The organism is Bacillus sp. FSL K6-1006 (genome assembly GCF_038593175.1).
Lineage (GTDB): Bacteria > Bacillota > Bacilli > Bacillales > Bacillaceae > Bacillus > Bacillus safensis.
This window is the reverse complement of record NZ_CP151970.1, coordinates 2781666-2803527: the sequence shown is the minus strand read 5'-3', so window position 1 is coordinate 2803527 and position 21862 is coordinate 2781666. Positions and strand designations below refer to the sequence as shown.

29 protein-coding genes are annotated in these 21862 nt (G+C 42.1%); 17 read left to right on the top strand and 12 right to left on the bottom strand.

The window, feature by feature from the left end; all coding sequences use genetic code 11:
• The first annotated feature begins 8 nt into the window (after positions 1-8).
• The 3 genes from menB (at position 9) to menC (ending at position 3470) form a co-directional block, all read left to right on the top strand.
• Positions 9-827 (top strand): 1,4-dihydroxy-2-naphthoyl-CoA synthase, encoded by an 819-nt coding sequence (gene menB / locus NSS65_RS14580; protein WP_024424937.1) that lies wholly within the window; start codon positions 9-11, stop codon positions 825-827.
• A 71-nt stretch (positions 828-898) separates the two neighbouring features.
• Positions 899-2359 carry an o-succinylbenzoate--CoA ligase gene (locus NSS65_RS14575; protein ID WP_326134871.1) on the top strand — a complete coding sequence of 487 codons (1461 nt, stop codon included), beginning with the start codon at positions 899-901 and terminating at the stop codon, positions 2357-2359.
• Positions 2346-3470 carry an o-succinylbenzoate synthase gene (menC, locus tag NSS65_RS14570; protein ID WP_070326294.1) on the top strand — a complete coding sequence of 375 codons (1125 nt, stop codon included), beginning with the start codon at positions 2346-2348 and terminating at the stop codon, positions 3468-3470. Before NSS65_RS14575 ends, menC begins: the two co-directional genes overlap by 14 nt.
• 106 nt (positions 3471-3576) lie before the next feature.
• Here menC and NSS65_RS14565 read toward each other — a convergent pair whose 3' ends face one another.
• The 4 genes from NSS65_RS14565 to NSS65_RS14550 form a co-directional block, all read right to left on the bottom strand.
• Positions 3577-3768: a hypothetical protein gene (locus tag NSS65_RS14565; protein ID WP_034279382.1), complete on the bottom strand. Its 192-nt coding sequence runs from the start codon at positions 3766-3768 to the stop codon at positions 3577-3579.
• Between the two features lie 25 nt (positions 3769-3793).
• The gene (locus tag NSS65_RS14560; protein WP_008360682.1) at positions 3794-3952 is read right to left on the bottom strand and encodes a DUF1540 domain-containing protein; all 159 of its coding nucleotides are present in this window, start codon (positions 3950-3952) and stop codon (positions 3794-3796) included.
• A gap of 68 nt (positions 3953-4020) precedes the next feature.
• Complete coding sequence (locus NSS65_RS14555) at positions 4021-5067, bottom strand: cytochrome d ubiquinol oxidase subunit II (RefSeq protein WP_176967069.1); 1047 nt, start codon at positions 5065-5067, stop codon at positions 4021-4023.
• A gap of 22 nt (positions 5068-5089) precedes the next feature.
• Complete coding sequence (locus NSS65_RS14550; RefSeq protein ID WP_101676734.1) at positions 5090-6421, bottom strand: cytochrome ubiquinol oxidase subunit I; 1332 nt, start codon at positions 6419-6421, stop codon at positions 5090-5092.
• A 176-nt stretch (positions 6422-6597) separates the two neighbouring features.
• On the opposite strand from NSS65_RS14550, the gene NSS65_RS14545 reads away from it, so the two are divergent.
• Positions 6598-6840 carry a type B 50S ribosomal protein L31 gene (locus tag NSS65_RS14545; RefSeq protein ID WP_024424931.1) on the top strand — a complete coding sequence of 81 codons (243 nt, stop codon included), beginning with the start codon at positions 6598-6600 and terminating at the stop codon, positions 6838-6840.
• A gap of 77 nt (positions 6841-6917) precedes the next feature.
• Here NSS65_RS14545 and NSS65_RS14540 read toward each other — a convergent pair whose 3' ends face one another.
• Complete coding sequence (locus tag NSS65_RS14540; RefSeq protein ID WP_144496331.1) at positions 6918-7922, bottom strand: zinc ABC transporter substrate-binding protein; 1005 nt, start codon at positions 7920-7922, stop codon at positions 6918-6920.
• Positions 7923-8136: 214 nt separating this feature from the next.
• Here NSS65_RS14540 and NSS65_RS14535 point away from each other — a divergent pair, with 214 nt between their 5' ends.
• A complete protein-coding gene (locus NSS65_RS14535) occupies positions 8137-8703 on the top strand; it encodes a carbonic anhydrase (RefSeq protein WP_024424929.1) in 567 nt (188 codons plus the stop codon).
• A 1-nt stretch (position 8704) separates the two neighbouring features.
• Here NSS65_RS14535 and yidD read toward each other — a convergent pair whose 3' ends face one another.
• Positions 8705-8929: a membrane protein insertion efficiency factor YidD gene (yidD, locus tag NSS65_RS14530; RefSeq protein WP_041107381.1), complete on the bottom strand. Its 225-nt coding sequence runs from the start codon at positions 8927-8929 to the stop codon at positions 8705-8707.
• A gap of 126 nt (positions 8930-9055) precedes the next feature.
• Here yidD and NSS65_RS14525 point away from each other — a divergent pair, with 126 nt between their 5' ends.
• Together NSS65_RS14525 and NSS65_RS14520 are read left to right on the top strand one after the other, a co-directional pair.
• Positions 9056-9529, top strand: a complete 474-nt coding sequence (locus NSS65_RS14525) for an S-ribosylhomocysteine lyase (protein ID WP_003217624.1) — start codon at positions 9056-9058, stop codon at positions 9527-9529.
• A gap of 118 nt (positions 9530-9647) precedes the next feature.
• Entirely contained in the window at positions 9648-10079 is a 432-nt protein-coding gene (locus NSS65_RS14520; protein ID WP_144496330.1) for a FixH family protein, read from the top strand.
• Positions 10080-10087: 8 nt separating this feature from the next.
• Here NSS65_RS14520 and ytzI read toward each other — a convergent pair whose 3' ends face one another.
• Positions 10088-10234 (bottom strand): YtzI protein, encoded by a 147-nt coding sequence (gene ytzI / locus NSS65_RS14515; RefSeq protein ID WP_003217544.1) that lies wholly within the window; start codon positions 10232-10234, stop codon positions 10088-10090.
• A 131-nt stretch (positions 10235-10365) separates the two neighbouring features.
• On the opposite strand from ytzI, the gene NSS65_RS14510 reads away from it, so the two are divergent.
• The 4 genes from NSS65_RS14510 to NSS65_RS14495 all read left to right on the top strand — a co-directional run bounded on the left by NSS65_RS14510 (position 10366) and on the right by NSS65_RS14495 (position 12032).
• Positions 10366-10803: a Dps family protein gene (locus tag NSS65_RS14510; RefSeq protein ID WP_024424926.1), complete on the top strand. Its 438-nt coding sequence runs from the start codon at positions 10366-10368 to the stop codon at positions 10801-10803.
• A gap of 126 nt (positions 10804-10929) precedes the next feature.
• Entirely contained in the window at positions 10930-11121 is a 192-nt protein-coding gene (locus NSS65_RS14505; protein ID WP_024424925.1) for a hypothetical protein, read from the top strand.
• Positions 11122-11275: 154 nt separating this feature from the next.
• Entirely contained in the window at positions 11276-11680 is a 405-nt protein-coding gene (locus NSS65_RS14500) for a phage holin family protein (RefSeq protein WP_064497782.1), read from the top strand.
• A 43-nt stretch (positions 11681-11723) separates the two neighbouring features.
• Positions 11724-12032 carry a hypothetical protein gene (locus NSS65_RS14495; protein WP_024425787.1) on the top strand — a complete coding sequence of 103 codons (309 nt, stop codon included), beginning with the start codon at positions 11724-11726 and terminating at the stop codon, positions 12030-12032.
• 28 nt (positions 12033-12060) lie between these two features.
• Here the strand turns inward: NSS65_RS14495 and NSS65_RS14490 are convergent, their stop codons facing one another.
• Both NSS65_RS14490 and NSS65_RS14485 read right to left on the bottom strand, forming a co-directional pair.
• Positions 12061-12846 carry an AIM24 family protein gene (locus NSS65_RS14490; RefSeq protein ID WP_024424922.1) on the bottom strand — a complete coding sequence of 262 codons (786 nt, stop codon included), beginning with the start codon at positions 12844-12846 and terminating at the stop codon, positions 12061-12063.
• A 22-nt stretch (positions 12847-12868) separates the two neighbouring features.
• Positions 12869-13480, bottom strand: a complete 612-nt coding sequence (locus tag NSS65_RS14485; protein WP_326134870.1) for a TerD family protein — start codon at positions 13478-13480, stop codon at positions 12869-12871.
• A gap of 248 nt (positions 13481-13728) precedes the next feature.
• Between NSS65_RS14485 and ytkD the strand changes: the two genes are divergently transcribed.
• Positions 13729-14205 carry an RNA deprotection pyrophosphohydrolase gene (ytkD, locus tag NSS65_RS14480; RefSeq protein ID WP_025093666.1) on the top strand — a complete coding sequence of 159 codons (477 nt, stop codon included), beginning with the start codon at positions 13729-13731 and terminating at the stop codon, positions 14203-14205.
• Between the two features lie 31 nt (positions 14206-14236).
• On the opposite strand, the gene NSS65_RS14475 is transcribed toward ytkD, so the two are convergent.
• The 3 genes from NSS65_RS14475 to NSS65_RS14465 are packed head-to-tail and all read right to left on the bottom strand — an operon-like array spanning position 14237 to position 16805.
• Positions 14237-15031, bottom strand: coding sequence for an ABC transporter permease (locus NSS65_RS14475; protein WP_039180873.1), 795 nt, complete (start codon positions 15029-15031; stop codon positions 14237-14239).
• Entirely contained in the window at positions 15018-15788 is a 771-nt protein-coding gene (locus NSS65_RS14470; RefSeq protein WP_034279407.1) for an ABC transporter ATP-binding protein, read from the bottom strand. The genes NSS65_RS14475 and NSS65_RS14470 overlap by 14 nt, the downstream gene beginning before the upstream one ends.
• A 15-nt stretch (positions 15789-15803) precedes the next feature.
• Entirely contained in the window at positions 15804-16805 is a 1002-nt protein-coding gene (locus tag NSS65_RS14465) for an ABC transporter substrate-binding protein (protein ID WP_326134869.1), read from the bottom strand.
• Positions 16806-16979: 174 nt separating this feature from the next.
• Here NSS65_RS14465 and NSS65_RS14460 point away from each other — a divergent pair, with 174 nt between their 5' ends.
• Genes NSS65_RS14460 through NSS65_RS14440 form a run of 5 tightly spaced genes read left to right on the top strand, consistent with a single transcriptional unit; the run spans position 16980 to position 21834 of the window.
• Positions 16980-17708 (top strand): carotenoid biosynthesis protein, encoded by a 729-nt coding sequence (locus NSS65_RS14460; protein ID WP_326134868.1) that lies wholly within the window; start codon positions 16980-16982, stop codon positions 17706-17708.
• Entirely contained in the window at positions 17677-18423 is a 747-nt protein-coding gene (locus tag NSS65_RS14455; protein ID WP_211043037.1) for a lysophospholipid acyltransferase family protein, read from the top strand. Before NSS65_RS14460 ends, NSS65_RS14455 begins: the two co-directional genes overlap by 32 nt.
• On the top strand, positions 18408-19535 hold the full coding sequence (locus NSS65_RS14450) for a glycosyltransferase (protein ID WP_326134867.1): 1128 nt from the start codon (positions 18408-18410) through the stop codon (positions 19533-19535). Before NSS65_RS14455 ends, NSS65_RS14450 begins: the two co-directional genes overlap by 16 nt.
• A complete protein-coding gene (gene crtI / locus NSS65_RS14445) occupies positions 19532-21013 on the top strand; it encodes a phytoene desaturase family protein (RefSeq protein WP_326134866.1) in 1482 nt (493 codons plus the stop codon). Before NSS65_RS14450 ends, crtI begins: the two co-directional genes overlap by 4 nt.
• Before the next feature lie 26 nt (positions 21014-21039).
• The gene (locus NSS65_RS14440) at positions 21040-21834 is read left to right on the top strand and encodes a prolyl oligopeptidase family serine peptidase (protein ID WP_041107366.1); all 795 of its coding nucleotides are present in this window, start codon (positions 21040-21042) and stop codon (positions 21832-21834) included.
• The last annotated feature ends 28 nt before the right edge of the window (positions 21835-21862 follow it).

The following is a 21862-nucleotide window of genomic DNA, read 5'->3' as shown; positions in this document are numbered from 1 at the left end:
AAATATTGATGGCTATTGAATGGCAAACAGAGCGTCAGTATGACGAAATTTTATATGAAACGTACAATGGGATCGCAAAGATTACGATTAATCGTCCACACGTACATAACGCGTTTACCCCAAAGACTGTTAGTGAATTAATTGATGCATTTTCACGGGCTCGTGATAATTCAGAAGTTGGTGTAATTGTTCTTGCAGGTGCTGGCGGAAAAGCATTCTGTTCTGGTGGAGACCAAAAAGTTCGCGGCCATGGCGGTTATGTAGGAGACGATCAAATTCCACGCCTAAATGTATTAGACTTGCAGCGTTTGATTCGTGTCATTCCAAAACCAGTTATCGCAATGGTAGCAGGTTACGCGATTGGCGGAGGACACGTTCTTCACGTTGTGTGTGACCTGACGATTGCAGCAGATAATGCGATTTTTGGACAAACAGGTCCAAAAGTAGGCAGCTTTGATGCTGGTTATGGTTCAGGCTACCTTGCACGTATTGTTGGTCATAAGAAAGCAAGAGAAATCTGGTACTTATGCCGTCAATACAATGCACAAGAAGCGCTTGATATGGGACTTGTTAACACAGTTGTCCCATTAGATCAGCTTGAAGAGGAAACGGTGAAGTGGTGTGAGGAGATGCTAGAAAAGAGCCCGACTGCTTTACGATTCTTGAAGGCTGCATTTAACGCAGATACGGATGGATTAGCTGGAATTCAACAATTTGCAGGAGATGCGACACTTCTTTATTACACAACAGATGAAGCAAAAGAAGGACGCGATTCCTTTAAGGAAAAACGCAAGCCGGACTTCGGCCAGTTCCCGCGTTTCCCTTGATTCAATGATATCAATGAACAACAGCTTAGTGCATCAGACTAAGCTGTTTTCTTTTACAAAAAGGAGGTGTCATGATGAAGCAACCTAATTGGCTGCTGCACCGTGCCTATTTAACGCCAGATCGAGTCGCACTCATTTATCAAGAGAAAGAGTGGACATTTCACGAATTAGCTCAAGAAGCGGAAGTGCTTTCAAATAGACTTGCTCAGGCATCATTGAAAAAAGGGGAAACGGTTGCGCTTTTGATGAACAATCATCCTCATATGGTGATGCTTGTACATGCCTGTTTTTTATTAGGGTTAAAAATTGTGCTATTGAATAATAAGCTGACAAAAGCTGAAAGGCGCTATCAGCTAGAAGATGCAAAAGCCGCGGCGTTATTAACAGAATCTAGTTATGCAAGCGATCATGAGGGTGATTTACCCGTTTATACAATGGAAACTTTACCTGAACCAGGGCAAGGCCATATCAACAAGATCGAGAGTGAATTTGATTTGAATGAAACAGCGACCATCATGTATACATCTGGGACAACAGGACGTCCAAAAGGGGTAGAGCAAACGTATGGCAATCATTTTCATAGTGCTGTTTCTTCTGCACTGAATCTGGGTCTCAGAGAGGATGACCGCTGGCTCATTGCCCTGCCTCTTTTTCATATTAGCGGCTTATCTGCTTTATTTAAGTCTGTGATATATGGAATGACAGTCGTGCTTCATCAGAAGTTTGACGTCGATGAAGTAAAGGATTCTATTGAACAACATCGTGTGACGATGATTTCCGTTGTGCAGACGATGTTATCTCGTTTATTAAGCAGATTGGCAGAATGTCCATCTTCTTTGCGCTGTCTTTTATTAGGAGGAGGCCCTGCGCCTTATGCGATGCTCCAAGAAAGCAAAGAGAAGGGCTTTCCTGTCTTTCAATCGTACGGGATGACGGAAACCTGTTCACAAATTGTGACCCTTGCGCCCGAATTTAGTGTAGAGAAGATTGGGTCAGCGGGAAAACCTCTTTTTGGGTGTGAGCTGAAAATTCAAGATGGAGATCGCATTTGCCGTCCTTTTGAGCATGGCGAAATTATGGTGAAAGGTGCAAATGTGATGAAAGGTTACCTTTACCGTGAAGAAGCGACCGCGGCTGCCTTTGATGAGGGCTGGCTGAAAACGGGTGATATTGGCTATGTGGATGAGGAAGGGTTCTTATTTGTGCTTGACCGCCGTTCAGATTTAATTATTTCTGGCGGAGAAAATATTTATCCTGCGGAAATTGAAGCGGTTCTGCTAACACATCCGCATGTCAAGGAAGCCGGAGTAACGGGTATGTATGATGATAGATGGGGAGAGGTACCTGCTGCTTTCCTTGTAACAGATGATAAGATACCGGAGAATGAGCTCTATGCTTTATGTGGGTCGCATTTAGCCAAATATAAATGGCCCGCCGCTTTTCACTTTGTGGACGAGCTGCCAAGAAATGCGTCGAATAAATTGCAAAGGCACAGACTCAGATCAAAGGGGTTTTCAAATGATTCAAATTGAACGAGTAATTTTATATCATGTCACGATGAAGCTTAAAAAGCCATTTACAACAAGTCTTGGAACCATTTCAGAGCGTGAGTTTATTATTGTTGAAGTAAAAGATCAGACAGGATTGACTGGATGGGGAGAAGTATCTGCTTTTTCTTCTCCGTGGTATACAGAAGAAACAATTGAGACTTGCTATCATATGCTGAGGGCTTTCTTTATCCCGAACGTGCTGACGCGCACCTTTACACATCCTTCAGAAATCCCTGACAGTCTGTATCAGTTTAAAGGCAATAGGATGGCGAAAGCAGGCATTGAAGCGGCTGTTTGGGATATTTATGCGAAGCGTGAGAATAAGTCTTTACGCGATGTATTAGGCGGTACAAAAGATAGAATACCATCTGGTGTTGTGGCGGGGTTAGGCCCGATTGACGATATGCTTGAGCAAATTCAGCAATTTGTTGACCAAGGCTATCAGCGGGTGAAGGTGAAAATTAAACCGGGACAAGATATTGGACTTCTTCAAAAGATCAGAGAGTCTTTTCCTGATCTGCCATTAATGGCAGATGCAAACTCTGCTTATGAATTAAAAGATATTAGCAAGCTTAAGCAGCTCGATGATATTCGTTTATTAATGATTGAACAGCCTCTAGCTGCAGATGATATTGTGGACCACCGCCATTTGCAAAAGCATTTAAAAACGCCGATTTGTTTAGATGAAAGTATTTGTTCTTTAGATGATGCTAGAAAAGCTGTAGAGCTTGGCAGCTGTCAAATTATTAATGTGAAGCCTTCCCGAGTTGGCGGACTGACAGAGGCTCTTAAAATTCATACGTTCAGTAAGGAGAATCAAATTCCGTTATGGTGCGGAGGGATGATTGAAACAGGTATTTCCCGAGCGCAGAACGTGGCACTTGCTTCGCTTCCTCAATTTACGATTCCCGGTGATATTTCAGCTTCGTCAAAATTTTGGGAGCAGGATATCATTTTTCCTGAAATTAAGGTTGAAAATGGGTTTATTGAGGTGCCTCGCTCCCCAGGAATGGGCGTGGAAGTTGATTACCAAGCGCTCCGTTCGTTTTCAGATAAAATCGACGTGTTTACAAAACATGATTTTGTGAGATAAAAACGAAGGAATCACCTTTTGCATCTACAATAGAATCTAGGTATAGTGAGAGAAAGTTTTTCCTTCCTGTCTGAACAAAAAAGAAAGAGCGGTGATCCGCTCTTTCTTACTCTTCAACCAGCTCGCTGTCATAAGCAAGCTGTCCGATATACTGATGAATTTCATTTGGCATGTTTGATGCATGTCCATATTCATAATCCCAAAGATTTAAAAAGGAGTGAGCGGCTTGGTGGAATGCGTCTTCATCCGCGTCATGAATTTCGTCAAAAAACGTTTGAAGCAGCCGATCATGTTTCAAAATGAAGTGCCTCCTTTAATGAGACTTAAAGGTCTTGTGGTTTAAACGTTTTACAATCCGTTTCTTCGCTTTTCTCAGCCGTATTTCCTGTGTGGCTGACGACATAGATTGCATCTGCACCACAGCGGTTTCCAGCATTCCAATAGGAACAGTTATTGACTTCACAAAGGATTTTTTGACTCATACAGATGACCTCCTTTTGAGTATGTCTTTCATCTATAATGTAACCGAAATGAAGCTCGTCCATTCATGTTAATCTTCCTGACGAATATAGCGCTTATCCTTCATAAATAATTTCCAGAAGAAATAAAATCCGGGAAACAAGATGATAAAACCTACAATATAGGTGATAAATAATGCCCTAAATGTGACAGGGTCTGTAAATCCAGACATGATTGTAATATCTGGATAAGCCATGTAAGGCAAATGTGCACGTCCATACACATAGCTTGCTAAGAAATATTGAATGGTAATCGCAATGACGGCAAGGCGTGGTCTTCCTTTCCGGTGCTTAAACCGGCTGTTTGGTAAAAATAGAGCCAGTCCTGCGAGCAGAAACATTAGGAGAGATACAAGAAGAATAGGGATGTTCTGCATCATTTTTGTGAACAGCCAATTGGCCTCGCTTCGTAATGTCAGCATGATAAAAAAGGCCATCATAAGTGAAAGTGGACCTGTAATGAGCGCTCCTCTTCTATAAATGCTGTAAGCTTCATCTTCATCAGCTACATTAGAGAAATCAGCTAAAAGCAAGGACGAAAGAAAAAGGGTGCTGAAAATGGCAAAGCCGACAAAAGAATAGACATTTGCACTTGTAAAGACCAGTCCAAGATCTAATGAGTAGACGTTGTTCTCCTGAAAGATAAAGCCACCATGGGTGATTGGGAGAACCATGATCAGGATGGACGGAATGATAAAGCCGCTGATCCCTGAAATATACGTCACCGCTTTTCGGTATTTCTTAGGCAGTGAATGAGAAAACACGAGAAACCCGCTTCGCAGTGCAAGAAGTAATAATATGATGCTGCCGGGTATTAATAAAACGGTGCCAAGTACAAAGGTCGCACCTGGAAACAGGCTAAACAATGCGACAACGATGGCCACAATAAAGACGTTTGTCACTTCCCATGTTGGAGAAAGGTACTTATTTGCGATATTAGCGGCTTTTGTTTGTTCTTTATTCATATAAATCATCGACCAAAATCCTGCGCCGAAATCCATTGATGCCATCACTGCATAGATAAAAACGAATCCCCATAAGATGGTGATTGCAATGAGCGCATCAGTTGTAACATCCATTTGCATCAAGATCGCTCCTTTTTTAAGATTCTGTTAACCGTAGGTCTTCTTCAATCGTATTTTTCCTAAAGTAGTACGTCAGCACAATAACGGTTGCTATGCCTAAGATGAGATAGACAATGGCAAAAAGGATAAAAAGTGTCCCGATCGAGCCAGATGATGTGACAACCTCGGAGGTTTTGAGCATTCGATAAATGACCCATGGCTGGCGGCCTGTACAAGCAAAGATCCAGCCAAATTCAATAGCCAAAAGACTAAGAGGCCCGCCGAATAAGTAAAGAAAAAGAAGCCACTTCGGAAATTTGTCCCGTTTTAAAATTTTACGGTAAAGCAGGGCTAATACCGCAAATAGAATGAGCACCGATCCAATAATGACCATGCCGTTAAATAATGTGTGTATAAATAAAGGCGGCCACTCGTCACGAGGAAAATCATTTAAGCCTTTGACCACTGTATCAAAGCTATTTCCTGCCAGAAAACTGAGCGCCCAAGGAATTTCGAGCGCACCTTTAATTTCCTGCGAATCAGCATCCGTAAAACCTCCTATTGCAAGAGGCGCATGTGATTGCGTTTCAAATAAACCTTCAGCTCCAGCCAGCTTTTCAGGCTGATATTCATACAGAAGCTGAGCGGATTCGTGACCATTTAAGGCTGTTAGAAAGGAGAAAAGTCCTCCTACAATGAGTCCAAGAAAAAGGGCTTTTCGATGAAATGTATAGAGCTTCTCATTTTTTCTCGTTTTGAGCATTTTAAAAGCTGCAACTGAAGCAATCACAAAAGCACCTGTTGTAAAAGCAGACAGCACAACATGTGTAGCAGTTACAGCAAAGCTTGGATTGAAAAAGGCCTTCCAAGGCTCGATATTTGTGATTTCTCCATTCACCATCTGAAAGCCAGCAGGTGTCCCTTCAAAAGCATGTACGTTTGTAATTAGAATCGCTGATGCAGCTGCACCAATAACAATAAAAATAACGGTAATGATGCGCATTGCATTTGATAGGCGATCCGCTGCGTACACATAAATAGACATAAATAATGCTTCTATAAAGAACGCATAAATTTCAATCTGGAATGGCAGTGACATGACCTTTCCGATGACCTCCATAAAACCTGGCCATAAAAGGGCAAGCTGCGTACCAGCAATTGTACCTGTTGGAATGGCGACCCCTAACAGAACAGCCTGTGCTTTTGTCCACCGCTTGGCCATGATGGCATAATGAGGGTCCTTCGTTTTTTGAAAGATGAGTTCAGCTAACAAAATCATTAGCGGGATGCCAACGCCAAGCGAGGCATAAATAATATGAAAGCCCATGGTTGTGCCGAACAGGCTTCTAGCTAAAACGAGATCAGTCAATTTTTTCTCCGCCTTTCTTATCGCTTCTCTTTTTCATGATGCTTATTATTCTCCACCATTTTTAGATTATTCTTCCTGACTAAGAAAGCTTGTTTTTTGACAAGTTGTAAAAGAGGGAGTAGAATATAAATATAAAACGTAACCATTACGTTTTATTAACGAAAGGAGTTTTGACATTGAAAAGAGATATTCATCCAACCTCACATGAAGTTGTATTTATGGACGTAAACAGCGGTTACCGCTTCTTGAGTAGATCAACAAAGACATCAAACGAGACAGTAGAGTGGGAAGATGGGAAAACGTATCCTGTCATTAAAGTAGAAACAAGCTCTGATACGCATCCTTTTTATACAGGGCGCCAAAAATTCGGAGAAAAAGGCGGAAGAGCCGAGCAGTTTAAGAAAAAATATCAAATGTAATCAAAAAAGCACGCCTGATAACGGTGTGCTTTTTTTGACAGTAAAAAACCCCGGGTGATCAGCCGGGGTTCAAAGCATTAATCATTTAAAGCGGTGTTTAAGGTCTTTAAGTTTTGTTTCATTAAGCTGACGTAGCTTTCGCCGTTTTTGGCATCATCTTCAGTAATGGATTCCAGATTTTTAAGGGTCAAGCTTTTTGCCCCAATTTCACTGCGGATTGTATCTGATACTTTGCTGCTCACGTTGTTTTCAAAAATAACGTATTGAATGTGATGTTTTTCCGCTTTTTGTACAATGTTTTCGAGCTGTTTTTGTGATGGCTCTTCAGAAGCGGATAACCCTAAAACACTGATTTGCTCAATGCCATAGCGCTTTTCCCAATAACCATAAGCTGCGTGAGAAACAAGAATTTCTTTATGTTTCGCTTTAGATAACGTTGTTTTGAATTCTTGATCTAATGATTGTAAATCTTTTTTTAGATGTTCATAGTTTTTTGTGTATTCATCTTTATGATCTGGATCTAATGAGACGAGTGTGTCTTTAATGTTTTTCGCCATTTGCTGTGCATAAACCGGGTCTAACCATGCATGAGGGTCCTTATCTCCGTGATCGTGCCCGTCATGATCATGGTCTTCACCTTCATGGACATGATCTTCACCTTCATGGTCATGATCTTCGCCTTCTTCATGTGCATGTTCTTCATTTGTCGATAACAATTTGATGCCTTCGGCTGCTTTGACTGTTTTCACACCTTGGTCTTTTAAAGTGGCAGCAGTTTTGTCTGCGAATGCTTCAGCCCCTGTGCCGCTGTAGATAAAGGCATCACCTTCAGCCATTTCAACCATTGTTTTTGAACTTGGTTCAAAGCTGTGTGCATCTGCATTTGCAGGATACACGCTTTGAGCATGAACGTGAGAGCCGCCAATTTTTTCAGTGAAATCTTGGATTGGGAAGATCGTGGTGTAAATGATTAGTTTCCCGTCTGCCTTACCTTTTGAAGCATTAGTGCCCGCACTGCTTGAGCAAGCGGCAAGACCGATCGCGAATAAAGCAGCTGTTAAAATAAAAAAGATTTTTTTCATGTAGAAAATGTCTCCTCTCAATCTAATAGATAGAAATGATTACGATTTAATGTCCTGAGTTATTGTATCGTAATAATTACGATTTGAAAAGAGGAAAATAAAAAAATTTCGTCAGCAGATGTTTCCTCTAAAAAAATAAGCTGCAAAACGTGACGAAATTTCTTACATTGTGCTATATTTATTTTTAAAAAAAGATAAAGGAATGGACAAACGTATGAAACTTTTAGATGAAATCATCGAATATAATCAACAATTTATTGAAGAAAAGAAATACGAAGAATTTACAACAACAAAGTTTCCACAGAAAAAAGCTGTCATTCTATCGTGTATGGATACAAGACTTGTTGAACTGCTTCCGCGTGCCATGAACATGAAAAATGGCGATATTAAGATTGTCAAAAGTGCTGGGGCGCTTGTTTCTCATCCATTTGGAAGTATTATGCGAAGCATTTTAGTTGCTGTTTACGAATTAAATGCTGACGAGGTATATGTCATTGGGCATCATGATTGCGGGATGAGTAAAATAGACAGCCAGACACTTTTAAATAAAGCCGTTGAGCGCGGTATTCCAGAAAAACGTATTGAAGTACTGGAATACTCAGGAATTGATTTTAAACAGTGGCTCAAAAGCTTTAGTTCAGTCGAAGAGAGCGTGAAGGACAGTGTGTCCGTAGTGAAAAATCACCCGCTTCTTCCATCAGATGTACCTGTACACGGGCTTGTCATTGATCCTGGAACAGGGAAGCTTGACTTAGTTGTCAACGGATATGAAGAAAAGTAAGTTATTTTTCCTTTTTAGGCGGAACAGGATCGATGCCGCCAGGATGAAGCGGATGACATTTCAAAATCCGTTTTATGGTGAGCCAGCCGCCCTTGATCGCGCCATGCGTTTTGATTGCCTCTAGTCCATAGTTTGAGCATGTTGGATAAAACCGGCAGCTTGGCGGTGTAAGAGGGGAAATACATTTTTGATAAAAGCGTATCATGCCGATAAAAATTTGTTTCATAGAGGTTCCTCCTTGTCTGTCTTCCACAGTATAAGAAAAAAGGACAAGGAAGGAAAGTTTTATAAACTAAACTGGTCGGAGAAATATGTTATAATATAGGAAATTGCAATTATAGGAGTGGTGATTATGCCTTCAGTCGAAAGCTTTGAACTTGATCATAATGCTGTAAAAGCGCCATATGTTCGTCATTGCGGCGTTCATAAAGTGGGATCAGATGGGGAAGTAAATAAATTCGATATTCGTTTTTGTCAGCCCAACAAGCAGGCGATGAAACCTGATACGATTCATACATTAGAGCATTTGCTTGCCTTTAATATTAGAACACACTCAGAGAAATATGATCATTTTGATATCATTGATATTTCTCCAATGGGCTGCCAGACAGGCTACTATTTAGTTGTCAGTGGTGCACCAACTCCAAAAGAGATCGTTGAACTTCTTGATGCAACATTCAAGGATGCGGTTGAAGTAACAGAAATTCCTGCTGCAAACGAAGAGCAATGCGGCCAAGCGAAGCTTCATGATCTTGAAGGGGCAAAACGTTTAATGCGTTTCTGGCTTTCTCAGGATCAAGAAGAGCTTTTAAAAGTATTTGGTTAATAGAAGGATGAACCGGACATTTAGATGTCCGGTTTTTTATTTGAATTTAAACAGAGATGTCAAAATAGGGGATATTTGTTAAAATGGACATGTCAGTAAAAGAAGGGGGAAACGCAGGATGCGAAAAATGTTGGGAATGATTCTGATGCTCACGTTATTGAGTGCATGTGGAAACTCTGCAGCAAATAGCGGCAAAGGGGAAGTGCCTGAGCTATTAGAAGTAAAGCTCACAGGACCTGAGCAAGTGGAGAAAAATGAAAGCGTTATAGTAAAAGCAGCTGTCACATATGGTGATACGCCTGTTGATGATGCAGATGATGTTCAATTTGAAGTGTGGAAAGATGGCGACAAGGATAACAGCAAGATGATTCAGCCAAAGAAAGAAAACAAGGGTGTATACGAATTGCACACAGCCTTCAAAAAAGATGGCCTTTATATCATACAAGTCCATGTGACAGCTAAACAGCAGCACAATATGCCGAAAACGAACATCCACGTAGGTGAGGTGAAAAAAGAGAGTTCATCTACTGAAGAAACCTCACATCATTAAAAGCGGATTTATTTTGGATTAGGACGTTGATTTGGTTCTGCATCCTGTGGTGAATCGACTTTATGCTTATATTCATAAGCCTTCGATGTCGTCCACAATGATAAAAAGACAACGATTGAGATAATGATAAAGCTGATAATCCCAAGTAACAGCATCTAACTCCCTCCTTATTTCCATATTAACATATATTTCATGCAGTCAAAATAGAAGAAATTGACGGCAGGTTTCAGTATAATAAGAAAAGGGTATTCTCATACTAAACGCAATTACATAAGGAGGAATAAATATGTCTGAACAATTATTAAACGTCGTCAATAAACAAGTAGCTGATTGGACTGTGCTTTACGTGAAATTACATAACTATCATTGGTATGTAAAGGGGAAAGATTTCTTTACACTCCATGAAAAATTTGAGGAACTATATACAGAAACAGCTACATATATTGATGATTTGGCTGAGCGTATGCTTGCTTTAAATGGACAGCCTGTTGCGACAATGAAAGAGTGCTTAGAAATTTCCAGCATTCAAGAAGCAGAGGGCAAAGAATCAGCGGAGCAAATGGTGAAAAATCTATATGATGATTTCTCCAATATCGCTGAGGAATTAAAGCAAGGAATGGAGCTGGCTGCAGAGGTTGGCGATGAAACTACAGGTGATATGCTGCTTGCGATTCATCAATCCATTGAAAAACACAACTGGATGCTTAAAGCATATTTAGGATAATACACGTATGTGAAAAGAATGTCGGTCATAAATAGACCGACATTCTTTTTTATTGGAATCGGGACAGACAGCCCATTGAAATCATAGGGCTTTCAGCCGAAGAGAAAAGAGAAGGGAGGGAAGAAGATGTCTTCTATTGCAGGAATGATGAGTCAGCAAGTAGCGAGCATTCAAAAGACACTCAATATTAGTTTGTTGAATTCACAGCTTGCTACGAATACAGCACAAGCTATGGTGATGCTGGATCAAGTGCAGCAGCAGCCTCAAGCTGTTCAGCCAAAGGATTCAGATGCTTCATTTATTGATGTCAGAGTCTAAAAAGAGAAGCCGCCTTATGGGGCGGCTTTTTTGGTTTCATTCGTCTCCCTGAGGACATAACAGCGCCTTTATTTTTTGTCGTCCAAGCTATTGCGAGAATTCGGCATATACTATTGAGGTAAGGAGTTCCACTTTGAAAGGATGTTGATGCCAAGTGAGCAAGGATTTAGGCATCTTTTCGTTGGTTACAGTGAGTTTGTCGGCGATGGGCTTTCTGTTTGGTGGAGCAGGATATTTACTGATGATTTTAGTGACGTTGATGGCTATTGAATTAATTTGTTCAAGCCTAAGAGAATCTTTGACTGGGCAGCTCACAATGAAGCGGTTTTTTACGCGGCTTGTTCGAAAGATCGTGACAGTTTCCTTAATATCGATGGCGCATTTCTTCGATGTCATGCTGAAGACAAATGGGGCGATTAAGGATTTAGCGATCATCTTTTATATTATTTATGAATCTTATCAAATCGTCTCGACAGCCAGAGCCCTTGGAGTTCCCATTCCACAGTTGTTTATTGATGTATTGGACATGTTGAAAAATAAATTGCGCAAAAAGCCGTAATTTCCTCATATCTGGTCATACTAAAGAAAAAAGGATGATTCAGATGGCGAGACACACGTACTACGTATCCGTACAAGATGGATCGATATCGCAGCATAGAGATGCAGCGGCTTGGCAATTTCAAATAGAAGCAGATGATGATCAAATTTTGCAGCTGAGAGACTATTTCGATGAACAGTATATGACAGATTGGAAAGGCTTCTTTCGGGCGCATGTTCCGTTTCTTGAATATCATTATGATAGTCCAAATGATGAAATGGATAGAAAAAGAAAAGAGATTTACACAATGATTTATGAGCTCGGCAATGAAGAGACAAGGAGCTTTATTGAGACAAATGGTTTGATGAATTGAAAAAGCATGTAGAGAATCTCTACATGCTTTATTTTCGCGGTTGTAAAATGCCTCCGATCAAATCGCTGATCCCGCCGCCTCTATTTTCTTGCTGTGAATTGGTGAACTCATGAGAGGAGCTCTGGCTCTGAGGTTTGTAGCGATTATCATCTAAACCCACCCGTAACCCAGATGTGCGCTCAGATGGCTGGATAATGACGATTTGATCTTGTTCCTGGAACTCAAATAAGTAGGATTCGCCAGATGTTTGTCCAATGAAAGTCTTCCAGTTCACATCTAGTTTGACCTTCGGGGCTTTGCCTGTCCAAGCGACAATCGCGTCAGGGTCTACACGGCAGGGGGCTTTTAAAATGAGCGGATTTCCATTCGTTTTGATGGCGACCTGCGCTCCGTGCCCTTGATAAGAGAGTTTTGATGTAAACAGTCCTTTCTGTGATAAAATACCAACGCCTACTGGTGTGACGCCGTAATGGCATTCCTCAGTAAAGGCAAGTAAATCTTCACTTTCTACACTTACATGCTGCCAAGGTCCGCTTGGCTCAAGGTTAATCACAGTTACATGCTCGCTTGCATCCGCCAAGTAGCAAGTACCTTGTCCACTCACTTCCATCATCTCAAGGTTTTCACCTGTGAATTTCCTGCTGATATGGTTAAATACTTGGCTGACCATATTTCCTTTATTCGTTCCAAGTAATCGCTTGCGGTATTGGAAACTTCCTTGATCCGCAATCATGGCGCCTTTTTTGGCAAAAAAGATTCCGCTGCCTTCTGCTTGTAAGGTAAGTTCTTCTATTGTGTTGAAATGAAATCCCATAGGTGCCGGCTCCTTTCCTGCGTCAAGATGTGAATCCATAGATGCGGCATAAATCGTTTAAATCTAAAGTAGTCCCTTGCCCGGTCGCAGTGATCTTCCATTCCTCCTGATCTCTCGTGAGTTCAGCGCATATAATGGATGTACAATACGAATAATCCTCTGTTAACTGAAAGGTACAAATCTCTTGCTGCGAGATTTGATCAGTAAGGCGCACATAGGCATTGGTGACTTGTCCAAAATGATGCTGGCGTTCGTGTGCATCATGTATTGTGGCTGTGACAACAATTTTATGAATGTCAGGTGAGACTCTGCTTAATTGCATAATAATCATTTCATTGTCTCGATACCCTCCGCCAAATTGATGATCCCCAAGATGACGCACAGCTCCATCTAAGCTTTGCTGCTGGTGATAATAGATCAGATGCTTAGGAGACAACAGCTTGTCCTCTTCATTTAAAAGAAACACTTGCGTATCTAAATCAATTGGCTGACCAGCCAGGTCCCAGCCAAGCCCGATATGAATTTGGTCGATCGCTGGGTTGTCTTTTGTTAAATCTAACTTTTGCCCTTTCACGAGGTGTTTCTTGATCACCTCATGGGGTGCGTTTTGTTTTGACCCATTTTTTATACTCATGCTGATTTCCTCCTCGTTGTCATAGGACCAACACTGATTCATTTACGTTATATAGGGATAAAAGGTTTCATGATTAAAATTGGGTGAAGTTGGAAATAATAAAAAGGTTTTAGCAACAATACCTCATTTTAGATACAGACGAGTTAGAACCACTCGTTTGTTTCACTTTTGATAAAAATTCTTCAGAGAAATGTGATCTGTGGTATGATGTTTTACAAGAAGCAAGGACAGGATATGAGGGATTTCACATGCATGTATTTAAAGACTATTATCATAATACGGTCAAGCTCTCTTTTGAGGAGAAGCCTTTTTCAAGTCATCCTAAGCATGTTTGGGCCATCTGCCGCTACCAAGGGAAATGGCTGCTCACTGAACATGAGGATCGGGGCTATGAGTTTCCAGGAGGGAAAGTTGAGCCGGATGAAGAAGCAGACCAAGCCGCTATACGGGAGATTCAAGAAGAGACGGGTGCTGTTGTTCGTGAATTAACGTATATTGGTCAATATCAGGTGCTGGGCAGAGAAAAGGTCATTGTCAAGAATATTTATTTCGCTGATATTGAAAAGCTAGTGAAGCAAGACACGTATTTTGAAACGAAAGGACCCGTTCTTTTCGCAGACTTGCCAAGATCCATCGCAAAAAATAAGAATTTCAGTTTTATTATGAAAGATGATGTGTTAAGACAAAGTCTTGCTTATTTAGAAAAGAACGGTTTGATTCGTTAAAAAAAGCGCAGGGTGACAATCCCTGTGCTTTTTATTTTTGAAGAAAACGGCGTTCGAGCCATTCCACAAGCTGGTACATGATGGTCGCAAATACGGCAATAATGAAAAGACTTAAGAACACGAGTGTAAAGTTGAAGACTTGAAAACCGTAAATGATCATGTAGCCGAGCCCTTTTGAGGAAACAAGAAATTCCCCTACGATAACCCCAACCCAAGAAAGGCCGACATTGACTTTGATCGCAGAAATCATCGTTGGAATACTAGCTGGCAAAATGACCTCGCGAAAGACGACGCTTTTTTTCGCACCAAAGGTTTTCATCACCTTTAAATAATTCTCATCGACCTCTTGAAAGGCTGTATAAATGACGATTGTCGTAATGATCACACTAATGATTGCGCCCATGGCAACGATGCTGATCATGCCAGGCCCAAGGGCAACAATTAAAATCGGGGCGAGGGCAACTTTTGGCATGGCATTTAAAATGACTAAATAAGGATCAAGAACGTTTGCCAGGCGGGTGGACCACCATAAGGCGGCAGCAAGCAAAATGCCGCAAAAGGTACCAAGTAGAAATCCGAGCACCGTTTCAAATAATGTAATACTCATATGATTCACTAAAGACCCATCGGATATTTTTTGTACAAACAATTGGCAGACCGCAGATGGTGAACTAAAGATCAGTGGATCGATGAGACGAAAATGACTGGCAAGCTCCCAAAGCGAAAAGAAGCTGGCGAAAATAATGAACTGATAGATTCGGGTCATGCGTTTTTCCATTCGGTATTTTTTGCGATAGGCTTCATGTAAAAGGTCACTGTGTTTCAACTGTTTTCAGCTCCTTCCAAATCGTTTGAAAGAGCTCTTGGAAACTCTGGGTCTGTCTCGCTTTGAAAGGAGAAAGAGTCCTCAGATCATCTGGAACGGTAAAGATTCGCTGTATCGAGCCAGGATGCTTTGAGAATAAGAAAATGCGGTCACTCATTGCAATGGCTTCGCCGATGTCATGTGTCACAAGAACCGCTGTTTTTTGATAGTTTTTGAGTGTATGAAAGACGAGATCCTCTAAAGTGAGTTTGGTTTGGTAGTCTAGAGCTGAAAAGGGCTCATCTAGTAAAAGCAGACCGGGATTCACTGCAAGCGTTCGGGCGAGAGCCGCACGTTGCCTCATGCCGCCTGACAGCTCCTTCGGGTATTTTTCCTCTACATCATGAAGGCCAAGCTTAGGCAGTAAGCCAAGAGCGGCGGAGGTGGCTTCATGTGAATCTTGCTTGGTAATTTTTAACCCGAGAATGATATTTTCCTTGATGGTTTTCCAAGGGAACAAATAATCTTGCTGGAGCATGTAGCCGATTTGATGCTCCTTTTGATTCGGCTCTTTTCCTTCGATTAAAATTCGGCCTTCAGAGGGCGGCGTTATTCCTGCAATGATAGACAGCAGGGTGGTTTTTCCGCAGCCGCTGGGACCAATAAATGAGATAAATTCTCCTTGGTCTATCTCCATATTGATATGCTGTATGGCCGTTGTTTTTTCTTTTAAAGAGAAGTACGTGTGGGTCACATGGTCAATTTGAAGGAAAGACATGTGCTACCTCCTATTCTATTTGTGTTCTGTGACCTTCTTTGCAATGGATGAATCGACAAGTTGTTTGTACGGGATAAATTTCGGCAATTCATCGCTCTCCTTCATGATTTCCTGCAATTTGTTCCATTCCTCTTCATTCAGAAGGGGATCTGCTGCATAGGAGTCCTGCTGTTTGTAGCGCTTAATGGCAGTTGATAAAACATCAAGTTCTGTATCAGGAAAATGAGATTGAATGGTTTTGGCAATCTCCTCCGGCGGCTTGGCTTCTACCCATTTCTGCGCTTTGTAAATGGCGCGAGTGAAGGCTTCAGCTGTCTCTTTGTTTTCCTCTAAGTAACTCTTCTTTGCCATGAAGGTGGTATACGGCACCTTTCCGGAAGCCTCTCCAAAGGAGGCGGTAATGTACCCTTTGCCTTCTTTTTCAATTAAGGATGCTGTCGGTTCGAATAACTGCACAAAATCGCCAGTTCCAGAGGAGAAAGCACCTGAAATGTTGGCAAAATCAATATTTTGAATCATGCGGAGATCCTTTTTTACATCAATGCCTTCCTTTTTCAGGACATATTCACCGACCATTTGCGGCATGCCGCCTTTCCGCTGTCCAAGAAAGTCTTTTCCTTTTAATTGATCCCAAGAGAATTCGTTCACTTTCTCCCTTGAAACAAGAAATGTACCGTCTGTTTGTGTCAGCTGTGCAAAGTTGATGACAGAGTCTTTTGTGTCTTGAGCCTCTACATAGATAGAGGATTCAGATCCGGTCAGGGCGATATCTGCACCGCCGGATAAGAGAGCTGTCATCGTTTTATCGCCGCCCCAGGTCGTTTTTAATTCAACCTCTAGCCCTTCTTCTTTGAAGAAATCCTCAGATAAGGCAACATAGAGCGGAGCATAAAAAACCGAATGGGTCACCTCGGCTACTTGTACGGTCTGCTCTTGTTCTTTTTTACAGGCGACAAATGGAATAAAGAGCAGGACAACGACGATGAATGCCAGTCTGACTTTGATGGAACGATTCAAGAGTAATTCGCCTCCTTTGTTCTAGATCACTAATTAAAGTATGTCAAAAGGGATTTTTGGTGAGTGCCTAGATGAAAATAAGAAGCGCATTGTTTATTTATAGAACGTGTCTTTTTTTCTATACTAGAAGCATGAATACTTTCTTGAATTTGGAAGAAATAAAGGGGCGGTTTCGTGTATAGAGTGAGTTGGGTATTTCTTGGATGGTATTTAGTAGGGCTCATATTAATGGTCTCTTTTGAAGTGCCAGCATGGCTTCAGTTTGCAAATGGCATTTTCCTTGTGCTGTATGCCTGCTGTGTGATAGAGATTGGGCGAAATATTTATGGGGCATGGGTTGGTGTGATCAAAAGGGCAGCCATTGTCGGTGTGCTGACATTTACGGTTGAATGGATAGGGATCACAACTGGCTTTCCTTTCGGGGCCTATGACTATTATCCGACGTTAGGTTTTCTAGTGGCAGGAGTGCCTTTAACCATTGCTTTTGCATGGGTTGGTGTGTTTTTAAACAGCCTTTTTTTATCCACTCAGCAGTCGAAATGGAAACGAGCTGTCGAAACGGGGATATGGATTGTCTTGCTTGACCTCATATTAGATCCAGTAGCGGCTGAACGGAAATTTTGGGTGTGGTATGACGGCGGTGGTTTTTATGGTATTCCTTTTGAGAATTTTGTGAGCTGGGGTATGATTGGAGCAGGACTTTCCTTTCTCTTCCCGCTTGTTCAGGTTGGTCAAAAGGCCCTCAGCTGGACGAGCCGTATTTATCAGGCAATGGTGTTCTTTTTTGGTGTGCTGGCATTAAAGGACGGGCTCGATGTCATTTTTTATTTAGCGCTAATCATTGTTATTTTGTGTGAAGGAAGGGTTCAATTTGAAAGAAAGCGACAAAAGCCGATCGTTTAGACGTATATTTTCTCTTTATCTTGAGCGGTATTTACTTCATAAACATTTCCGCTGCGTGATGATGAAAGGCGCTGTGGACCCAAACGAGAAGCTGCCTGTTCTTTATCTCGCTAATCATAGCTCCTGGTGGGATGGACTGATTATCTTTCTTTTAACAGAAAAAGCATCTGGGCTCGATCACTATATGATGATGGAGGAGAAACAGCTGAAGCAATATGCCTTTTTCCGAAAGCTTGGAGCGTTTCCGGTTCATAAAGAGAATCTGAAAAGTGTGAAGCAAGCATTAATGACGGCAAAAGAGAACATGCAGGCTGGCGGGGCTGTATGGCTTTTTCCACAGGGGAAAATCATGCATCAGGATATGCGGCCGCTTGAATTGGAGGGCGGGGCTTCTTTTTTAGTGAGACAATTTGAGCAAGTCGTGGTGAAGCCTGTGACCTTGCATTATACATTTAATCAATTTCAAAAGCCGACAGTATCTGCTGTGTTTGGTGAAGATACCTTTGTATCTGGCGGAGAACTTCGAAGCAAGGACGTGACGCATCTGCTTAGGGATCTCCTTGAAACGCAGTTAAACGCACATCAAGCACAGGTCATCGCTGACCCTGATTTTTCAACCAATCAAGAATTTAGACAGATGACAAGGACAAGTCAATCAACAAGTGATGCGTTTGATTCCTTTAAAAAGTGGGTGAAAACATGGCGGTCTTCTTAATCGTGATCAGTGTACTCTTGCTCTGTCAGTTTATTTTCACCATATGGAATATGAGGCAGCTTCCTGTTTTAAAGCCAGCATCCATTTCGCCTGATGAACGTATTTCATTATCAATTCTGATTCCAGCGAGAAATGAGGAAAAACGAATAGAAGCCTGTCTTCAGTCGATCGTTGATCAACGTCTTTATCCGAAAGAGCTTATCGTACTTGATGACCATTCGACAGATCAGACAAGAGCGATGGTGGAGCGCTTCGCAGAAACATATCCGTGGATCCGTCTCCTTTCAGGTCAGCCATTAAAGCGGGGCTGGCTTGGTAAATCATATGCCTGCTCTCAGCTCGCTGAGGCAGCAGCTTCTGACTGGCTGCTATTTTTAGATGCGGATGTCCGGTTAAAAAAAGGGGCAGTTGAATCAGTATACAAGCAGTTATGCATGCAAAAAACGGGCATGCTGTCAGGTTTTCCAGAACAAAAAACAGGCACATTGTTTGAGCATCTTGTGGTTCCTATGATGATGTTTACCATTGGCTGTCATCTGCCAGTGAAATGGATAAGAAAATCTAAGAATCCCGCTTTTGCCGCAGCACATGGCGGTTTTATTGCCATTGAAAAGAATTGTTATCACGACATTGGCGGGCATAAAGCGATCAAGGATTCACTCGTTGATGATATGGCTTTGGCTAAACGGGTGAAGGAAAAAGGCTTTCCGTTCACACTTGCAAGCATTCATCCATTTGTGTATATGAGAATGTATGAAAGTGGACAAGAGGTTTGGGAAGGTTACCGGAAAAATTTGTTCCCGGGTGTGAATCGAAGCATTCCTCTGTTAAGCAGTGTCTTTTGTTTATACACCCTCCTTTATTTGGTTCCTGTCATTTGTTTCATGATCGCATTGTTTCAGCTGGATGTTTTGAGCATATGCTTAGCCATTCTTTGCTATGGGCTGGGTGTGTCGATTAAAGCGGCAATTGATATTGAAAACGGGCGGACATCTGCGATGGCTTTTTTATTGCCGCTCAGTATTTTAAGCCTGATCGCCATTGGCTTTGCTTCTATGAAAATCGGTCTGAAAAAAGAAGGGTATGAATGGAAAGGAAGAAGGTACCAATGAAAAAAGTGATCATCATCGGCGGCGGACTTGGCGGATTATCAGCCGCGATCCGTCTCCAGTCACGCGGGGTTCAGGTCACCATTTTAGAAAAAGAAGCGGCTTTAGGCGGGAAATTGCAGCGCCATCACGGAGCAGGCTACTCTTTTGATTTAGGACCGAGTACCATTACAATGAAGGCATATTTTGAAGAAGTGTTTACATCCTGTCATAGACGGATGGAGGATTATGTGACCTTTTATCCGATTTCTCCGCTTACCAAAAATTTTTTTCCAGATGGACATACGGTCGAGTTTACGCCGAATATGGAGCAAATGGAATCACAAATTGCTGCATTCAGTCCTGAAGATGCGAAGCAATACCGTGCATTTTTGCAGGAATCAAAGGCGCTTTTTCAAAAGGCAGAGGAGCAGTTTTTAAATCGTCTGTTATTGAGCTGGAAGGATAAGGCGGATTTAAAGCTGATGAAAGCACTTCTCGCTGTCAAACCGTTCACATCCGTTCAGCGCCTGCTGCGTCAATATTTCCGTCACCCCCATACATTGGCGATGTTTGGACGGTATGCTACTTATATTGGCTCCTCTCCCTACGAGGCACCGGCTATTTTTAATATGATGGCGTATTTAGAAGGGGAGAAAGGGATTTATGGAATACAGGGCGGTACATATCGTTTAGTTGAGGCATTTGAGACACTGGCAAAAGAATTAGGTGTTCAGATTCACCTCAATGAACAAGTGAACAAGATTCATGTGAAGGATCGGCAGGTCAAAGGAGTGGAAACGGATCAGCAGATGTATGAGGCAGATCAAGTCATTGCAGGAGCAGATGCGCTAACTGTATACCGTCATCTCATAGATGAAAAAGACCGTCCTCGTTATTTAAATCAAAAACTGTCTGGCATTGAACCCTCTTTGTCGGGCTTTGTTCTCTTATTAGGTGTACCTAAAGTCTATGAACAGCTGGCCCATCACAATGTGTTTTTCCCTGAGGATTATGAGCAAGAATTCAAGGATATTTTTCAGAAAAAACAGCTGCCTCAAGACCCGGCGCTATACATATGCTATTCAGGTCATTCAGAACCAGCTTTAAGCGGAGGACAGGGAAGAAGCAACCTGTTTGTACTGGCCAATGCACCTTATGTGACAAAAGAGCAAGATTGGGACATGCTAAAGGAGACATATCGTCAGCATGTAAAAAACAAATTAATGGAAAAAGGTCTTTCTGATTTGGATGAGCTTATCGAATATGAAGCGGTTCAAACCCCGCTTGATCTGCAGCAGAAAACAGGTGCATATCGTGGAGCCATTTATGGCATGTCTTCAAACTCGTTCAAACAGGCATTCTTTCGCATCAATAATCAGTCAAAGGACATTGAAGGACTTTGGTTTGTTGGAGGAACAAGTCATCCAGGCGGCGGCACGCCGATGGTGACAAAATCAGGCCAGCTTGTCGCAGAAGCGATACTGAAGCAATGGACGTAATCAAAGATGAAAAGGAGAGAAATCGAGTGATTGTGGAAAAAAGAAGGTTTCCGTCGCCCCATCCGCATATTCACTTATATACAGTGACCTATGAGGCAGATGGACTTCGGATGAAAGGGCTGCTCGCTGAACCGGCCGGAGAAGGTTTCTACGACGGCTTTTTGTATTTACGAGGCGGCATTAAAAATGTGGGGATGGTCAGACCAGGCCGGATTGTGCAATTTGCCGCGCAGGGCTTTGTCGTCTTTGCTCCCTTTTACCGGGGAAACCAAGGAGGCGAAGGGAACGAAGATTTTGCCGGAGAAGATCGAAAAGATGCGTTCGCTGCCTTTCAGCTGTTAAAACAGCACAAAAAAGTGAAGAAGGACCGCATTCATATCTTTGGTTTTTCGCGAGGCGGTATTATGGGCATCTGGACCGCTGTTGAAATGAAACAGGAGGCAGCTTCCTTTGTCACATGGGGAGGCGTCAGTGATATGAAACTGACTTATGAAGAGCGTGTGGATATGAGACGGATGATGAAGCGTGTGATTGGCGGCCCGCCGCATAAGGTGCCAGAGGCATATGAGAACAGAACCCCTTTAAATGATGTGGACAAAATTGAAGCACCTGTCCTTATCATCCACGGAGAAGAGGACCAAAATGTATCGATTGAGCATGCGTATTTGTTAGAAGATGCGCTGCGCCAGCACGGGAAATCCGTGGAGACATGGTATTTCCACGGATACAACCACTATTTCCCGCCGCAGCATAATCGAGAAATTGTGAGAAGGCTGACCACATGGATGCACAGCCGAAAAAGCGGAAATGTGGTAAAATAAGCAGTATAACGAAATATAGAAAGTAGGG

Bases quoted from the DNA above. Each gene is read 5' to 3' on its own strand.
- menB (WP_024424937.1), top strand. From the start codon at position 9: ATGGCTATTGAATGGCAAACAGAGCGTCAGTATGACGAAATTTTATAT.
- NSS65_RS14575 (WP_326134871.1), top strand. From the start codon at position 899: ATGATGAAGCAACCTAATTGGCTGCTGCACCGTGCCTATTTAACGCCA.
- menC (WP_070326294.1), top strand. From the start codon at position 2,346: ATGATTCAAATTGAACGAGTAATTTTATATCATGTCACGATGAAGCTT.
- NSS65_RS14560 (WP_008360682.1), bottom strand. From the start codon at position 3,952: ATGAGTCAAAAAATCCTTTGTGAAGTCAATAACTGTTCCTATTGGAAT.
- NSS65_RS14555 (WP_176967069.1), bottom strand. From the start codon at position 5,067: ATGGATGTTACAACTGATGCGCTCATTGCAATCACCATCTTATGGGGA.
- NSS65_RS14540 (WP_144496331.1), bottom strand. From the start codon at position 7,922: ATGAAAAAAATCTTTTTTATTTTAACAGCTGCTTTATTCGCGATCGGT.
- NSS65_RS14535 (WP_024424929.1), top strand. From the start codon at position 8,137: ATGAAACTTTTAGATGAAATCATCGAATATAATCAACAATTTATTGAA.
- yidD (WP_041107381.1), bottom strand. From the start codon at position 8,929: ATGAAACAAATTTTTATCGGCATGATACGCTTTTATCAAAAATGTATT.
- NSS65_RS14525 (WP_003217624.1), top strand. From the start codon at position 9,056: ATGCCTTCAGTCGAAAGCTTTGAACTTGATCATAATGCTGTAAAAGCG.
- NSS65_RS14520 (WP_144496330.1), top strand. From the start codon at position 9,648: ATGCGAAAAATGTTGGGAATGATTCTGATGCTCACGTTATTGAGTGCA.
- ytzI (WP_003217544.1), bottom strand. From the start codon at position 10,234: ATGCTGTTACTTGGGATTATCAGCTTTATCATTATCTCAATCGTTGTC.
- NSS65_RS14510 (WP_024424926.1), top strand. From the start codon at position 10,366: ATGTCTGAACAATTATTAAACGTCGTCAATAAACAAGTAGCTGATTGG.
- NSS65_RS14505 (WP_024424925.1), top strand. From the start codon at position 10,930: ATGTCTTCTATTGCAGGAATGATGAGTCAGCAAGTAGCGAGCATTCAA.
- NSS65_RS14495 (WP_024425787.1), top strand. From the start codon at position 11,724: ATGGCGAGACACACGTACTACGTATCCGTACAAGATGGATCGATATCG.
- NSS65_RS14490 (WP_024424922.1), bottom strand. From the start codon at position 12,846: ATGGGATTTCATTTCAACACAATAGAAGAACTTACCTTACAAGCAGAA.
- NSS65_RS14485 (WP_326134870.1), bottom strand. From the start codon at position 13,480: ATGAGTATAAAAAATGGGTCAAAACAAAACGCACCCCATGAGGTGATC.
- ytkD (WP_025093666.1), top strand. From the start codon at position 13,729: ATGCATGTATTTAAAGACTATTATCATAATACGGTCAAGCTCTCTTTT.
- NSS65_RS14470 (WP_034279407.1), bottom strand. From the start codon at position 15,788: ATGTCTTTCCTTCAAATTGACCATGTGACCCACACGTACTTCTCTTTA.
- NSS65_RS14450 (WP_326134867.1), top strand. From the start codon at position 18,408: ATGGCGGTCTTCTTAATCGTGATCAGTGTACTCTTGCTCTGTCAGTTT.
- crtI (WP_326134866.1), top strand. From the start codon at position 19,532: ATGAAAAAAGTGATCATCATCGGCGGCGGACTTGGCGGATTATCAGCC.